The 15,705-nt window shown below is 67.3% G+C and carries 12 protein-coding genes; 6 read left to right on the top strand and 6 right to left on the bottom strand.

Translation table 11 applies throughout. The annotated features are described in order from the left end of the window. Nucleotides 1–3: 3 nt before the first annotated feature. The 3 genes from RJ527_08225 to RJ527_08215 form a co-directional block, all read right to left on the bottom strand. Nucleotides 4–2,190 carry a molybdopterin cofactor-binding domain-containing protein gene (locus RJ527_08225; GenBank protein WND77720.1) on the bottom strand — a complete coding sequence of 729 codons (2,187 nt, stop codon included), beginning with the start codon at nucleotides 2,188–2,190 and terminating at the stop codon, nucleotides 4–6. A gap of 14 nt (nucleotides 2,191–2,204) precedes the next feature. Next, nucleotides 2,205–2,660: a (2Fe-2S)-binding protein gene (locus RJ527_08220; GenBank protein WND77719.1), complete on the bottom strand. Its 456-nt coding sequence runs from the start codon at nucleotides 2,658–2,660 to the stop codon at nucleotides 2,205–2,207. 101 nt (nucleotides 2,661–2,761) lie between these two features. Further along, nucleotides 2,762–4,174, bottom strand: a complete 1,413-nt coding sequence (locus RJ527_08215; GenBank protein WND77718.1) for a short-chain fatty acyl-CoA regulator family protein — start codon at nucleotides 4,172–4,174, stop codon at nucleotides 2,762–2,764. A gap of 183 nt (nucleotides 4,175–4,357) precedes the next feature. Here RJ527_08215 and RJ527_08210 point away from each other — a divergent pair, with 183 nt between their 5' ends. Continuing rightward, entirely contained in the window at nucleotides 4,358–5,410 is a 1,053-nt protein-coding gene (locus RJ527_08210) for a hypothetical protein (protein WND77717.1), read from the top strand. A 200-nt stretch (nucleotides 5,411–5,610) separates the two neighbouring features. Further along, nucleotides 5,611–6,339 (top strand): transporter substrate-binding domain-containing protein, encoded by a 729-nt coding sequence (locus RJ527_08205; GenBank protein ID WND77716.1) that lies wholly within the window; start codon nucleotides 5,611–5,613, stop codon nucleotides 6,337–6,339. 56 nt (nucleotides 6,340–6,395) lie between these two features. On the opposite strand, the gene RJ527_08200 is transcribed toward RJ527_08205, so the two are convergent. Together RJ527_08200 and RJ527_08195 are read right to left on the bottom strand one after the other, a co-directional pair. Beyond that, nucleotides 6,396–7,760, bottom strand: a complete 1,365-nt coding sequence (locus RJ527_08200) for a tetratricopeptide repeat protein (protein WND77715.1) — start codon at nucleotides 7,758–7,760, stop codon at nucleotides 6,396–6,398. Nucleotides 7,761–7,910: 150 nt separating this feature from the next. After that, complete coding sequence (locus RJ527_08195; protein WND77714.1) at nucleotides 7,911–8,144, bottom strand: DUF1674 domain-containing protein; 234 nt, start codon at nucleotides 8,142–8,144, stop codon at nucleotides 7,911–7,913. A 90-nt stretch (nucleotides 8,145–8,234) separates the two neighbouring features. Here RJ527_08195 and rsmB point away from each other — a divergent pair, with 90 nt between their 5' ends. The 3 genes from rsmB to RJ527_08180 all read left to right on the top strand — a co-directional run bounded on the left by rsmB (nucleotide 8,235) and on the right by RJ527_08180 (nucleotide 12,485). Then, entirely contained in the window at nucleotides 8,235–9,527 is a 1,293-nt protein-coding gene (rsmB, locus tag RJ527_08190; protein ID WND77713.1) for a 16S rRNA (cytosine(967)-C(5))-methyltransferase RsmB, read from the top strand. Between the two features lie 28 nt (nucleotides 9,528–9,555). Beyond that, entirely contained in the window at nucleotides 9,556–11,142 is a 1,587-nt protein-coding gene (locus RJ527_08185) for a heparinase II/III family protein (protein ID WND77712.1), read from the top strand. Nucleotides 11,143–11,243: 101 nt separating this feature from the next. Further along, on the top strand, nucleotides 11,244–12,485 hold the full coding sequence (locus tag RJ527_08180; GenBank protein WND77711.1) for an O-antigen ligase family protein: 1,242 nt from the start codon (nucleotides 11,244–11,246) through the stop codon (nucleotides 12,483–12,485). 6 nt (nucleotides 12,486–12,491) lie between these two features. Here the strand turns inward: RJ527_08180 and RJ527_08175 are convergent, their stop codons facing one another. Further along, on the bottom strand, nucleotides 12,492–14,123 hold the full coding sequence (locus RJ527_08175) for a glycosyltransferase family 39 protein (protein ID WND77710.1): 1,632 nt from the start codon (nucleotides 14,121–14,123) through the stop codon (nucleotides 12,492–12,494). Nucleotides 14,124–14,285: 162 nt separating this feature from the next. Between RJ527_08175 and RJ527_08170 the strand changes: the two genes are divergently transcribed. After that, nucleotides 14,286–15,695, top strand: a complete 1,410-nt coding sequence (locus RJ527_08170; protein ID WND77709.1) for a hypothetical protein — start codon at nucleotides 14,286–14,288, stop codon at nucleotides 15,693–15,695. The last annotated feature ends 10 nt before the right edge of the window (nucleotides 15,696–15,705 follow it).

Genomic DNA, 15,705 nt, shown 5'->3' with positions numbered 1-15,705 from the left:
GCCCTACGCCATGCGCAGGCCCGCGTGCTTCAGCGGGAAATCGCGGATACGTTTGCCCGTTGCGGCGAAGATGGCGTTGAGCACGGCCGGGGCCGCGACGGCGATGGTCGGCTCCCCGACCCCGCCCCAGAACCCGCCCGACGGCATGACCAGGGCCTCGACCTTGGGCATGTCCTTCATGCGCATGACCTCGTAGGTGTCGAAGTTCCGCTGCTCCACCCGGCCGTCCTTCACCGTGCATTCGCCCATCAGCATGGCCGAGAGCCCATAGACGAAGGAGCCTTCGACCTGGGCCGCGATCTGCTGCGGGTTGACGGCATGGCCGGAATCCGTGGCCGCGACGATGCGGTGGATCTTCACCGTGCCGTCGGCCGAGACCGAGACCTCGGCGCAGGCGGCGACATGGCTGGCGAAGGCCGTGCAATGGGCGAGACCGCGGAACACGCCCTTGGCCGCCGGCGTGCCCCAGCCCGCCTTTTCCGCGACGGCCTTCAGGACCGCCTGACTTTTCGGATGGTCCTTCATGTATTTGAGCCGGAACGCGAGCGGGTCCTGGCCCGCGATATGGGCCAGTTCGTCCATGAAGCTTTCCAGGTAGATGACGTTCTGGTTGGCGTTGACGCCGCGCCAGAACCCGGGCCGCAGGTGCGGATTGCGCATGGCGTGGTCGACCAGCAGATTGGGGAAGCCGTAGCTGATGGCATGGTCGCCCTTGGGTGCGAAGCACTGGAAGGTGACCGGATCCATCCCGCCTTTGAGCCGGCCCGGCATGATGCCGGCCAGGATGGATTGGCCCGAGATGCGCACGCGCAGGCCGGTGATTTCACCCTGGTCGTCGAGCCCCGCCGTCAGGCGGCATTGCGTGACCGGATGGTAGGCGCCGTGGGTCATGTCCTCTTCCCGGGTCCACAAAAGTTTCACCGGCGTGCCCGGCATCTGCCTGGCGATGAGGACCGCCTGGCGCACATAGTCGTGCACCGGACCGGCGCCCCGCCGCCCGAAGCCGCCACCCAACAGAAGCTTGTGCACGTCGCATTTATCCGCCGGCAGGCCCGCCGCCTCGGCCGTGACGTCGAGCGCCGATTCCCCGTTCTGGGTCGGGCACCAGACCTCGCAGCGCTCCGCCGTCCATTTGGCGGTGGCGTTCATGGGCTCCATGGTCGCGTGATGCTGGAACGGATAGGAATAGGTCGCCTGCACCTGCTTGACCGACCCGGCGATGGCGCGGTCGGCATCCCCCACCTTGTTGGCGACGAAAGCGTCCTTGGCATCCAGGCCCTCGGCCACCATGGCCCGGATGTCGGCGCTGTCGACCTTGGCGTGGGGACCTTCGTCCCAGGTGATGGGCAGGGCGTCGATCGCCGTCTTGGCCTGCCACCATTTGTCGGCGATCACCGCGACGGCGTCGTCGCCGACGGCCACCACCTTCCTGACCCCCGGCATGCCCATGACCTTGGACGCGTCGAAGGATGTCAGCTTGGCCCCGAACAGGGGGTATTGGCGGATCGCGGCGTTGAGCATGCCGGGCAGTTTCAGATCGGTGCCGTAGATCTGCTTGCCGGTCAGCTTGTCGGCGGTGTCCAGGCGCTTCAGCGGCTTGCCCGCGATGGTCCAGTCCTTGGGGTCCTTGAGCGCGACCGTCTGCGGCACGGGCAGTTTCGCGGCGGCCTCGGCGACCGCACCATAGGTCGTCGTCCTCCCGCTCGCGCCGTGGGTGATGACGCCCCTGGCCGTCGTGCAGTCCCCGGGTGCGACGCCCCAGGCCTGGGCGGCGGCGGAGACCAGCATCTGGCGCGCGGCCGCCCCGCCCTCGCGCACGTAATCGTGGGAACCGCGAATGCCCCGGCTGCCGCCCGTTGAGAAGCTTTTCCAGATCTTGCCGCGGGCCAGGTTGGTGCCCGGCGTCGGATATTCCGTGGTGACGCGGGCCCAGTCGCAATCCAGTTCCTCGGCCACCAGTTGGGCCAGGCCGGTCAGGGTGCCCTGCCCCATTTCCGAGCGCGCGATGCGGATGACCACGGTCTCGTCGGGCTTGACCACCACCCAGGCGGTGATTTCGTCGCTCTGTCCGGCCCCGGCCAGCGCCGCGCCGCCGCCCGTGCGGATCGGCACGCGGAAGCCCAGGACCAGGCCGGCGGCCCCGGCGCCCGCCAGGAAGGTGCGGCGGGAAAGGTTCGTCGATGTCGTCATGTCCGTGCCTCCCCCTAGGCTTTCCGGCCGGCGGCCTGATGGATGCCGGCGCGCACGCGCTGATAGGTGCCGCAGCGGCAGATGTTGGAGATTTCCGCGTCGATGTCGGCGTCCGTGGGTTTCGGGTTCTTGGCCAGCAAGGCCGCCGCCGCCATGATCATGCCGGTCTGACAGTAGCCGCATTGCGGCACGTCCAAGTCCAACCAGGCCTTCTGCACCGGATGGCCGCCGTCGGGCGACAGGCCCTCGATGGTGACGATCTTGTCCGTCGCGGCGACGGCTTCCAGCGGCAGGGCGCAGGACCGCACGGCCTCGCCGTTCACATGCACGGTGCACGCACCGCAGGCGGCGATGCCGCAGCCGTATTTCGCGCCGGTCAGGTCCAGGTATTCGCGCAGCACCCACAACAGGGGCGTGGCGCCGTCGGCGTCGACCGTGACGGTCTTGCCGTTGACGTTGATGGTCGCCATGGGACGATCCTCCGCAATTCGAGAATGAGATTGCCCTGATGTTCCGTCCGCCCGGGCGAAATGTCTAATCACATTGTGATGACGCCACAGGTGACCGGCGGTCAGCTTTCGTAGCGCGTGTTGCCGCGGCGGTTGGTGTCGATGGGCAGGTCCATCAACAGCGGCTGATGGGCGCGCTGCGAGCAGTTCTTGCGCGGACAGAGGTGGCAGTTGATGCCGATGGGCGCGAACAGCTCGTCATCCCGGAAGTTGAAGGGGGCGGCATAGGCCAGGCGGTGGGCGTGTTTCAGCTCGCAGCCGAGCGACAGGGCCAGGCGCCGGTCCTGGGTGTCGCGCGAGAACACGGGGCGCTCCGTCGTGCGCGACATGGTGAAGAAACGCTCCCCATCGGGCAGTTCCACGAACTGCGGCACGATGACGCCCGGGGTGCGGAACGAGGTATGGATGTTCCACACCGGACAGGCGCCGCCGTAATCGGCGATGTTGAACGAGGTCGAATTGAACCGCTTGGTCACGTTGCCCGCCTTGTCGACGCGCAGGAAAAAGAACGGCACTCCCTTGGCGCCGTCGCGTTGCAGGGTGGTCAGGCGGTGGCAGACCTGTTCGAACGACACGCCGAAGGCGGCGGCCAGGCGGTCGACGTCATAGCGGGTTTCCTCCGCCGCCTCGAAGAACGGACCATAGGGCATGAGGAAGGCGGCGGCGAAATAGTTGGCAAGCTCGACATGGCAACGCGCCACGGCGGTCTCGGAGCTGAGGGCGCTGCCGGCGGTGAGTTTTTGCAAAATCCCCGGCAGTTCAACCAGACAAAGCACATGGGCCAGCTGAAACACCCGGTTCTGATGATCCAGGGCTTCCGACAGATGAACGATCGACGTCGCCTCGTCGTGGATGCGCAACGCCTGACCCATGTCTTCGATGGCGGCGGTGCGCACCTCGATCCCGTGCACCCGCATGAGACGGCCCTTGAGCACCATGTAGACGTCGTCGACCTCGCAGGGGGTGGCGGCGCGCAGGCGTTCCGCCGCCGCCTCCAGGTCGGGGAAGTGGTTGGAATGGTCGCGGAAGAAATCGTGGATGATGCGTTCCGGCGTCGAGGACAACAGGTCGGCGGGCATGCCTTCGCTGCCGAGGCGCATCATGTTTTCCAGCGCGTTGCGGTGGTTGCGGTAGAGATGCAGGAAATGATCGACCAACCGGGGCGCGTGGTCGATGGCGGCGCGCAGTTCCTGAAGGTCGGGCTGATCGCCGCCGAACAGCGGGTCCTGCAACATGTTGCGCAGGTCGGCCAGGAGGGTCGAGCCTTCGTCCTTGATCAAATCCCGCCAGTCGACGCCGTAGGCGTCGGACAGGGACATCAGCATGGTCACCGACAGCGACCGCTGGTTGTTTTCCAGCAGGTTCACATAGGCGGTCGAGACGCCCAGCGCCGCCGCCATCTCCGCCTGGGTCTGGCGGTGCTCGCGGCGCAGTTGGCGCAGCCGCGGCCCGACCAGGGTTTTGCGCATGCGCATGACCGTGTTTCCTTTGGGTCGATATTAACAAATTTACATTTAACTAATAATGTTGCCAATACAAATAACACATAAACCCGATAAAACGTGATTCCGTGGTATACCAGGCGTAGGGTCCCGCCCGAGACATCGTCCTCTTGCAGGGGCGACGGTGGAAAGCAAAGACATCTGAGGAGACCCCACATGGCACATAACATTCTCATTCTTGGCGCTTCCTACGGCTCCCTGCTGGGCACCAAACTGTTGATGGCCGGCCACAACGTGACCCTGGTCTGCCGCGAGGAAACGGCCAAGCTGATCAATGAAAAAGGCACGGACGTGCGCATCCGCCTGAAGGGCGAGGACGCGCACCGCACCTTCCGTTCCAAGGACCTGCCCGGGCGCCTGGACGCCCAGACGCCGGAAAACGTCGCCGCCGGGGCCTATGACCTGGTCGGCCTGGCCATGCAGGAACCGCAGTATTCCGCCCATTCCCTGCGCACGCTCCTGATCCGCATCGCCGACGCCGGCATCCCGTGCCTGTCGATCATGAACATGCCGCCGCTGCCGTTCCTCAAGCGCATTCCAAGCCTGGACGCCGGCAAACTGGAAACCGCCTATACCAACCCCCGGGTCTGGGACCGTTTCGAGCCCGATTTGATGACGCTTTGCAGCCCCGACCCCCAGGCCTTCCGCCCGCCGGAAGAAGGTGCGAACGTGCTGCACGTCGGCCTGCCGACCAATTTCAAGGCCGCGCGCTTCGGCGACCGCGACGCCAACAAGCTGCTCGACCGTCTGGACGCCGACATCGCCGCCGTGCGCGCCGGACGCTCGGACGTGCCGGTCAAGCTCAAGGCCTTCGACTCGATTTTCGTGCCGCTTGCGAAATGGTCCATGCTGCTGACGGGCAACTACCGCTGCGTGACGCGGGACGACGTCCGCCCGATCCGCGACGCCGTGCACGAAAACCTGGGCAAATCCCGCATGATCTACCAGCACGTCGACGCCATCGCGCGCAATCTGGGCGCCGATCCGGCCGACGCCGTGCCGTTCGAGAAATACGCCAACGCGGCGGAAAACCTGTTGAAGCCGTCGTCCGTGGCCCGCGCCGTGGCCGCCGGCGCGCCGGTCATCGAGCGGGTCGACAGACTGGTTCAGCTGATCGGCCGCTCGCTCGGCATGAGCAACCCGGACATCGACGAGATCGTCGCCACGGTGGATGCGCGGCTGGCCCGGAATCAGCGGCAATCGGCCTGAGCGCCGCAACTTATTTGTTTCCTTCCACCTTGCAGGGCGGAACCTTCGGGTTCCGCCCCTTTCTTTTGCATCCGCCCGAACCCGGCGACATTGATTTTGGCATTTATTGATTTCCGGGGCCGGATCGCGCATCGTCCGGGACCGCCCGGCGCCGACGCCGGGCCCATCGCCATAAATCAAAAGACTTAAAGGGACGGAACATGACGAAAGACGCCATCGCCGATCTGTTGGACCCCAAGGTCCTGCGCGTCGGAATCAACCTGGGCAACATCCTGCTGGTCACCGGCAAGAAATCCACCGGCGACCCGGAAGGCATCGCCCCCGACATGGCGGCCGGCATCGCCGAAAAGCTGGGCGTCCAGGTGCAGTACGATACCTTCGCCACACCGGGCGAGGTCGCCGACGCGGCGGAACGCGGCGAATGGGACATCGGCCTGATCGCCATCGAGCCCAAGCGGGCCGAGGTCATCGATTTCTGCAACGCCTATGTGCAGATCGAGGCGACCTATCTGGTGCCCGACGCCTCGCCGTTTCAGAAGGTCGAGGACGTGGACGCGCCGGGCGTGAAGATCGCCGTGTCGGAACGGGCCGCCTATGACCTGTACCTCTCGCGCACCCTGAAGCACGCCGAACTCGTCCGTGCCCAGGGCCTGCCGGGCGCCTTCGAGCTGTTCAAGCGGGAGAAGCTGGACGCCCTGGCCGGACTGGTCCCGGCGCTGCGCGACAACGCCAAGGACATGCCGGGCACGCGCCTGCTGCCGGGTCGCTACACCTCGGTCAAGCAGGCCATCGGTACGCGCCACGGCAAGCCGGCGCTGAAGGCCGTGGTCCAGGCCTTCATCGCCGAGGCGATTTCAAGCGGTCTGGTGCAGAACCTGATCGACAAGCACGGCGTGACCGGCAAGCTGGCGGTCGCGACCGACGACTGATGTGGGATGAAGGCGGGGGGCTTCGTCCTCCCGCCGCGCCTGCCCTGTCCGGGCCCTTAAGCCCCGCGCGCCATCTGCTTGACGCGCTGAAGGTTCTTTTCGATGACGATCACGCGCTTCTGGTTGCCGGCGGCGCGGTAGATTTCCGACGCCCCGGAAAAGTATTTCTGCGCGTCGGCGACCAGCTGCGGCGACGGCTGCCGCTTGGCGAGCGCAAAGCAGGCGGCCCCCAGGTTGTTGGCCGTCTGCGCCCACAACAACGGCACCAGTTCCTTCTTGCGGATGTCGAGCGCCTGCTTGAAGGCGTCGACCGCCTTGGCCGCCAGTTCCGGGCCCTGGGCCCGTTCGGCGAGCGCCAGCATGACCGTGCCGTAGCCGTTCATGGCCTCGGCCCAGCGCCCGGGGTTCAATTCCACGTCGAAGGCGGCCAAGGCACTTTCAAAGGCCTGGGCCGATTCCTTGAGCCGCGCCGGCGTGGTTTCCTTGTTGCCGATCTTGTACAGCACCATGGCCATGTTGATGAGCGCGAGCGCGTATTCGTTGGGATAGTTGTCGCGGCCAAGCGCGTCGGCGACCTCGCGGTAGGCCGCCGCGGCGGCGGCCAGGGCGTCCGGGTCCGCGTCCTGGGTCGATTTCATCTGCAGGCCGTCGGCGAAATGGTTCTGCGCCAGGGCCCATTGCAAAAGGTCTTCCGACTTGTCGATGGTCTTGACCGCTTCCTGATAGGCCTTGAGCCCCTTGGCCAGATACTTCTTGGCCCCGACCCGCCACAGGGACAGACAGACGTTGCCGTAGCAGGTCAGGCAGGACGCCAGGTGCGGCGGCTCCAGATGCGGCGGGCTGTCCCAGACCTTCTCCATATCCTTCATCTCGCCCTCGAGCACGGCCGCCAGTTTCTTGCGCGCCCCCCGGTGCACGGGCAAAAGCGCCCCCATGGCCGACACCAGGATCAGCTTGTACAGGTCGCGCGGCATGGGGATCGGCAGGGTCAGATGGTCGAGCGGCCCGAACGTGCTGACCGCCCCTTCGGCGGCGCCCACGGGCAGAAAGCGCAGTTCGACCGCCGTGCCGAGATCGACCGTGCCGCCCCAGACCAACAGATCCGCCTCTTCCTCGCGCAACCATTCCGCGCCCGTGCGGACCCCTTCCTGCAAGGCGTTGAACAGGGGGGCCTTGGGGTTGAGTTTGATCGCCTGGGTGCGCCGGTAGACGGCGACGTCGGAAATGGCGCCGAAGATGTCGGCCAGGTTTTCGGTGATCTTGTCGCCGCCGGCGCCGTCGATATCGGTCAGCACGATGCTGGCCGCCGAGCCCGACATTTCGGTCGGCACGAAGCCGCCGCCGACCCGTTTCCCCTTGCGGCGGGATTTCTTTTTGGCGCTGGTCCCGCCCAGCCCGAACAGTGCCTTGAGAAGACCCATTTCTGAATTCTTTGTATTGCGGCGCGGACTTTCGGCGATCACCGGCGCCCGCGTCTCCGTCCTCGCCCGATCAGGGCATAGAATGTCCCACCGGCGCGCCAAGAGCAAGCCCCCGCCACCGGGCCCGAACGCGGACGGTTCGGAAGCGGATCAAAAATCGATGCAGCGGCCGTTTTTTTCCCAGTCGCCGAAGCGGGTCGGGTCGGGCCGCGCGGCCTTGGCGGCGTCCGCGCCCGTCTGGGGCGGGCCCTCGGCGACGGGCGCCTGAGGGGCGGCCTGGGGCGCCGGTTGCGGGCGGGGGTCGATCTGCGTGCGCCCGGCCGCAAGGAAGGCCCGCGCCCGTTCCAGGCGCTGCGCGCGCTTGCTGTCATTGTCGTCGGTCATGGCCGCAGTCTAGCGGAATCCGCGCGCGCCCGCCAAGGCCGACGCTTGAAACCCCTTGCCCGCCTCGCGCCACCCTGGCATGACCGGGGCATGAACCATGACAGCCCGGATGCCCGCGCGGCGGCCCTCGACCTGTTGCAGGGCGTGATCCGCCGCAAGCAGGCCCTCGACCAGCAGATGACGGGCGGCGCCTTCGCGGCGCTCGACCCGCGCGGCCGCGGCTTTGCCCATAATCTTGTCGCCACGACCTTGCGCCGCCTGGGCCAGATCGACGCCCTGATATCCGCCTGCCTGGAAAAACCCCTGCCGGCCAATGCCCGCACGGCCCAGGACATCCTGCGCCTGGGAGCCGCGCAACTGCTGTTCACGGGCACGGCCGACCATGCCGCCGTGGACACCGCCGTGGACCTGGCCCGCGCGCGCGGCCAGGGGCGCCTGGCCAAGCTGGTCAACGCGGTGCTGCGCCGCCTTCAGCGCGAGGGCGCGGCGGCCCTGGCGGCGCAGGACGCGGCGCGCCTCAACACCCCGGACTGGCTGTGGCGGGCCTGGGAGGCGGCCTACGGCGCCGAAACCTGCCGCGCCATCGCGGAAAGCCACCTGACCCCGGCCCCCCTCGACATCACGGTCAAGGACGATGCCGCGGGCTGGGCCGAACGGCTGGGCGGCGCGGTATTGTCGGACCGCAGCCTGCGCCTGACCGAAGCGGCCCCCGTGCCCGAGTTGCCCGGATTCGCCGAGGGTGCGTGGTGGGTGCAGGACCGGGCGGCGGCGCTGCCCGCGCGGCTGTTGGGCGACGTCGCGGGCCTGAGCGTTCTCGACCTCTGCGCCGCGCCCGGCGGCAAGACGGCGCAACTGGCGGCGGCAGGCGCGCGGGTGACCGCCCTCGACCGTTCGGAAAAACGCCTGGAAACCCTCGCCCGCAATCTGGAGCGCCTGGGACTTGGGGCGGAAACCGTGGCCGCCGACGCCCTTTCCTGGACCGCCCCCGCCCCCTTCGACGCGATTTTGCTGGACGCCCCTTGTTCGGCCACGGGAACGATCCGCCGCCACCCGGACCTGCCTCACCTGAAGCGGCCCGAGGACACGGCCAAGCTGGCCGACCTGCAAGACCGGCTGCTGACCCGCGCGGCCGATTGGGTCCGCCCCGGCGGCCTGTTGGTTTTCGCGACCTGTTCCCTACAGCCCGAGGAAGGGCCGGAACGGATCCGCGCGTTCCTGGCGCGGCATCCCGGCTTCGCGACCGCGCCGGCGGCGGCCGGCGAATCGGGCATCACACCCGAGATGATTTCCGCCGAAGGCTGGCTGCGCACCCTGCCGTCCATGGCGGCCGAAATCGGCGGCATGGACGGGTTTTTCGCGGCCGCCCTGCGGCGTATCGCCTAGCGCCCCGTTCGGTGCTATTCATCGGCGGATGGTATTCCAGTTCGCCCGCGACGTGTTTTACCGCAGCGACATCTACAACAGGATGTTGCGCCGCCACGGGCCAGCCCAAATCCACGCCATCGCCACCGATCCCCTGCCCGGCGACCCGGTGCAGGGCGCCGGCATCCTGAACGGCGAGATGATGCTGGCCGCGCGCAAGCGCACCTTGGGCCCCTACCCCTTCGCCGCCGACCTGAAAAGCCGCCATGCCGTGGCCGAGCTTTACGGGTTTTCCTGGCTGCGCGACCTGGCGGCCCTGAGCGCGCCCGGCGCCCGCGAGGCGGCCCAGGCCCTGATCCGCGACTGGCTGCGCCATCACGACCGTTGGGATCCGGTGACCTGGGCGCCCGACGTGACGGGGGCCCGCGTCCTCGCCTGGCTTAATTATATCGACTTCGTAACGGAAGGGGCCGACACCGGCCTGCGTGCGGAGATGGCGGCCGCCATGGCGGCCCAGTTGCGCCACCTTGCCCGCCCCAACCGTTCCGGAAACGAAAACCCCGGACTTGACGAAGGCCCGTTCACGGCCGGGGCCGCCCTGATCGCGGGGGCCGTCGGCCTGCCGGGCCTGGACGCCCTGCTCGACACCGGCCTGGACCGCCTGCGGGCCGCCGTCGCCCGCGACATCCTGGCCGACGGCGGCCACCGGGCGCGCGCCCCGGAAACGGCCCTGCGCGCCCTCGGCCGGCTGGTCGCGGCGGCGCGGGCGCTCAAGGCCGGGCGGCGGCCGGTACCGGATTTCCTGACCGACGCCCTGGCCCGGGTCGCCCCGGCGGTCAAGGCGACGGTGCTGGGCGACGGGGGGCTGGCCGCCTTCAACGGCGGCGGCAACGGCGCCGCCCCCGCGGTGGCGGCGGTCCTGAATGCCGCGGGCATGCGCGGCGCGGCCCCCACCAGCCTGCCCGATTGGGGGTATGAGCGCCTGCACGCGGGCACCACCACGGTGGTCGCCGATACGGGCTGTTACGGCGGGATCCATGCCGGCGCCCTCAGTTTCGAAATGTCGGCGGGCCGCCATCGCCTGGTCGTCAACTGCGGCGCCCATCCCGACGAAACCACGGAATGGGCGCGGGTGCTGCGCTCGACCGCCGCCCATTCGACGCTTGCCGTCAACGACACGGACGCCCTGCCCACGGACGGGTCCCGCACGGCCGAGGTCGGCATGGCGTTCCGCCGCAACGAGCGGGAAGGCAGCTCGCTGGTCCAGTCGGCGCACGACGGCTATCGCCGGGCATTCGGCATCGTCCATAACCGCGACCTGTACCTGTCGGGGGCGGGCGACGATTTCCGGGGCAAGGACACCCTGGTCGGCGGCGCCGGCGCCTTCACCCTGCGCTTTCATCTGCACCCGGAAACGGGGGCGTCGATGCTGGAGGGCGGCAACGCCGTGCTGCTGAAGCTGCCCGGCGGCAAGGGTTGGCGGTTCCGTTGTTCCGGCGCCAAGCCCGCGCTGGAGGAAAGCGTCTACCTGGGCGATCCCACCCGGCCCCGGCGCTGCGGCCAGATCGTGCTGCGCGGCGAACACCGAGGCCGGGAGACGGCCGTGCGCTGGTCGTTCCTGCGCGAGGGAACCTAGCCGCGCGTCCTGGCAAGTGGACCGGCGCGGGGCCTTCTGCTATCAGCGGTCAGGCCTTACACCCCCGCCCCCACTCGGAATTCAGCGGACCCTTCAACACCATGCCCGACGATCATGCGAATTCGACCTGGCTGCGCGACGCGACCGCGATCGCGATCGGCCTGACCGTCCCGGCCATGGTCTCCGGCCGGGCGGTGCTGCAAGGGCTGGCGGCGGCGGCGCTGGTTGGCGTGCTGATCATCGCCTGGCAGGACCGCGGCATTTTCGCGCGGGCCGGTGGCGTCGCAAGATCGCGCTTTGGGATCGCCGTCGTCGTCGCCTTCGCCGCCATGGCGGTCAGCATTCCGGGCTCGCTCGACCCCCTCCGGTCTTTCGAAGCCTGGGCGCGGACGCTCGCCTATATCGGCGGGTGCGTTCTGTTTTGGGCGTTCCTGGCCGGGGATGCGCGGGCGCTTCGGCAAACAACCCGAACCCTTGTTCTGTTCTCCCTTATCGGTGCCGGGATCGTAATCCTGGCACAACTTGGTTACCCGGAATCTCTGAAGTGGGTCCGCGACGAGGTCGGACATATGCCATCGACCTGGGCCTTCCACGCGCCGAAGGCCTATGCCGCGCTGGGCGCCTGCGCGGCACCGATCCTGGCCTGGGTGGCCGCGCGGGAAACCGGCGGCTGGCGGTGGGCCGCCCTTGGCGCGGCACTTCTCCTGGTTTCCCTCGTCATCACCACGGTCAACAAATCGGCCCTTGGCGGGCTGCTGACCATGCTTTTGGTGGTCAGCTTCGCCGTGGCCGCGCGCAAGAACCGAAAGTGGCTTGCCGCCTGGGGGGTTTGGGCCGTGGCCACGACGGCCGCCGTTCTGTTCCTGGTCTATGAACTGCCGGACGAGCCGTCGTCGACCGCCGTTTGGGACTGGATGCCGCCGCAACTGGTCGATACCCATCGTCAGCAGATATGGCACTTCACCGCGGGAAAGATCGCCGAGGCACCCTGGACCGGATATGGGATCAATGTCATCAACCGCGTCGCAGGCGCCGGTGAGATTCTGCCCGGTTATCAGGCCGAGGCCCTGCCGTCCCATCCGCACAATTGGATTCTTGAAGTTCTGGGGGAAACCGGGCTGATCGGATTCATCCCGGTCCTCTTCGCCATCGCCTGGTCAGCCGCCCGCAGCTTTCGCCGCTATCTTTTATGGGCGGACCCGGCAGCGTTGGCCCAGCTCGGCCTGACCGCCGTCTTCTGGGGATCGTCTTTGTTCAATTTCTCGATCTGGTCGTCCTGGTGGCTGATCGGGTATTTTCTGCTGATGGCGATGACCAGCGCCGGCACGCGGCCCCGAACCTGAAATCCGTCAACGCTGTTTCAACCGCTCCCGGCGCGGCGGGTAAAGGTCGCTCGCCCAGACCCCGATCAGGCGCGAGCGAAACCGCGTTTGCGCGACGGGGGGCGCACCATCCGGCAGGTCCTCATGAAGCGCGATAATCATCCCCTTGGGGTGCGCCGCCAGCCAGTCTTCCAGTTCCGCCGGACCATCGACAACCCCGAACGGGCGCGTCAAGCGGCCGAGAAAGTGGAACTGGCCGTGGTATTTACCAAAGGTGACAAAGTCATGGCCCTTGTCTTCGTAAGCCTTGAGGGCTTTCGCGAAGGGCCGGAAGTCGTGCGATTCCATCATCAGCGGCTTCAAGGTCAGGTGGATGCCGACAACCATGGCCACGGATAACGCCGCGACACCCATGGTCCGGGCCGCCGCGCCGCCTCGAGTCAGGACAAGGAACACAACCGCCATTATCGCAACCACCGCGAGAGGCCAGAGCTGCGCATCGCCGACGGAGGTCGCCCAGGACGGCTTCAGGTCGAAATGGAAAGCCCCGGCGATCACGCCCGTCAGCAATAGAAACAATACCGCCGGGCCCCACCGGTCGATCGGACGCCAGAACCCGGCCGCCCCGACCGATGCACCGCAGAGGGCCCGTGCCGCCAGCAAGGCCAGGGCGGGAAACTCGGGCAAAAGATAATGCGGCTGCTTGCCGCTGATCGCCGAGAAGACCAGGAAGGCTGCGGCAAACCAGATCATGGCCAGGCGCGCGCCGCCGTCGGCCCGCATGGCCGGCAGTTCGGCGCGGACGGCGCGCCACGCGGCCGGCCAGATCAGCCACGGCAGCACCATCACCGGCAGGATCGCCGCGAACCACCAGAACGGGCGGCCATGGGCAAAGGAATCGACCATCCGCCCGGCCGACTGGCCCCACAGAATGGCGTCGCGGTAGGCGTCGCCGCCCGCCGCCGCCGCCGGAAGCGCCCAGGCCAGCCCGATCGCGGCGCCGGCCATCACGGCCGCCCCGACGCCGGCATACCATCGCCGCCAGCCGGCGGACCAGCCGAGCGCCGGCGCCCACAGCGGCGCGGCCAAGGCCGCGGGCAGCAGGTGGACCAAAATCGCCGGCCCCTTGCCCAGAACGCCCAGGCCGATCGCCAGCGTGAATACCGAAAATCCCGTCACTGGCCGCCCACGGGCGGCCCGAACCAGACCGATCATGCCCACGACCGTAAAACAGGCATGCAGCATGTCGAACATGGTCATGGAGGCGAACAGGGTCCAGAACAGGGCCCCCAGGGCCAATGCCGCGGCCACGGCGCCGGCCTCGGCCCGATCCGGCCACAACAGACGCCCCAGCCGCCAGGTCCCCAACAGAGCCGCAAGCCCGAACAAGGGCGCCACCAGCCTTGGCCACCAGTCATTGACCCCGAACAGGGCCCAACCGGCATGCATGCCCCAGAACAGCAGCGGCGGCTTGTGGCTGTAGGGCTCACCATTCAGATAAGGGACCAGGAAATCGCCGCGCTGCCACATCTCCCAGGCGACGGCGAGATAGCGGGTTTCATCCACGGGCAAAAGCGGCCGCACCGCAATCGCAACCGCAACCATCACCGCCCACAGGATGGTCAAGATCAGGACAAAGGGGAACCCGCGCGTGATCATCGCCCCTGTTAACCGATCGGCCGATACAAACCAACGGCAAATTGCGCCCCTGCCATCCCGGCCCCGCCCCTTGACAGTCCTACCGTTGCCGACTATTCCGCCCTGTCGGGCCAGATGCCCGCCGGGGGCAAAACGTCGCGGTCCAATTTCGGGGGAAATCAGGTGTTGCGGTTCGAAACCACGCTGGAGCGACGCCTCCCCATAATCCTCGCCGTGATCTTCGCCGGTTGGGGTGCCTACATGATCGGCATGAAGTTCCGCCTGCTGCATTACGGGCTGGCGACGGACGATCTGTTCAATTACGTCAACGCGCTCTACAACACCAATTTTCAGGATAAATGGCTGTTTTCCGCCCGCTATGAACTACTGCGCGGCCTTCCGTCGCTGCTGTTCAACCATTGGCAGCCGACCTTGCTGGTGCTCTGGCCGGTTGTCCATCTGGCCGGGGCCGAGGGGCTATTGGTGGTCCAGGCGCTGGCACCTCTTTGGGCGGCGGTGTTCCTTCTGAAGATTGCCGAACGGTTCGGCCTGTCGGCCTTCGAACGCCTGTTCGTGGCCGTCGTCTGCCTGTTCCATCCGAACCTGATGGCTGCGGTGATGGACAGCATGTACGGCTTCCACGGCACCTGTCTGTTACTGTATTTCGGCGCCCCGATGGCCTGGGCCGCCGCGACCGGACGCTGGCCGCTCGCTTTTGTACTGCTGATCTTCTTCCTCAACATCCGCGAAAACGCGGCGCTTTATGTCGTCGGCGCCGCCGCCGGCTGGCTTCTCTTCACCAACCCCTATTTCGCCACCCGCCGCGGCCTCGCCGCGGCGGTGACGATCGCGGCGATAACCTTTATCGGCGGGTTGATCGTCGCACCCTGGCTGATGGGCGTCGTCCATGAGCATGCCAACCACGCCCATGAAGTTCTGTCGACACCAAGCCGGATCGTTCTCGCCCTGAAGAATATGGACACGGACTGGCACAACCTGTTCCTCTGGCTGTGGCCGGGGCTGGCGGCGCCGGGCGCGCTGCTGACCATCGTGCCTGAGTCCGTCATTCTTATCCTGGCCCAGAAGAAAGCCTCGCATTGGTACGGCATGACCTTGGTGTTCGCCGGTGCGCTGGCCGTCGCCCAGGGAGTGCCGAAGGTTCGCGCCTACGCTGACCGGAAAGGTTTGGGCAAGGCGCTGACGGTGCTGCTGACCCTGCACATGATCGCCATCGCGGTGGCCGGCCCCAAGGAAGTCTGGGGCCAGACGCGCAAGCTGGTCACCCGCATCGGTCACCACGTGCCGCTTGAATCCCGCACCCAGGCACGGGCCGCCATCGACACCCGCTGCCGGGTGGCGGTCGAGTTGCAGGCCATGTACGGGTTCGGGGATCTACCTTACCTTCAGTATCCCCGTCAGGCGGCGCAGTCGAAATACATCGTCGCCATGCCCAGCATGCCATCCGGGCTGACGAAATGGGTGAACGCGACGAAGGGGGAGCTTAAGCTGATTTACGAAGACACCCATCTAGCGGTTTTCGAAAATCCGAGAGTGCCTTGCGTATTGACGCTTGATGCGGCGGCCAAAGGCTAGGCCTCGTCAC

It is taken from the genome of Thalassospiraceae bacterium LMO-SO8, assembly GCA_031655335.1.
GTDB lineage: Bacteria > Pseudomonadota > Alphaproteobacteria > Rhodospirillales > Casp-alpha2 > UBA1479.
The sequence above is the reverse complement of the archived record's forward strand: the minus strand, read 5'-3'. Positions and strand labels throughout refer to the sequence as shown.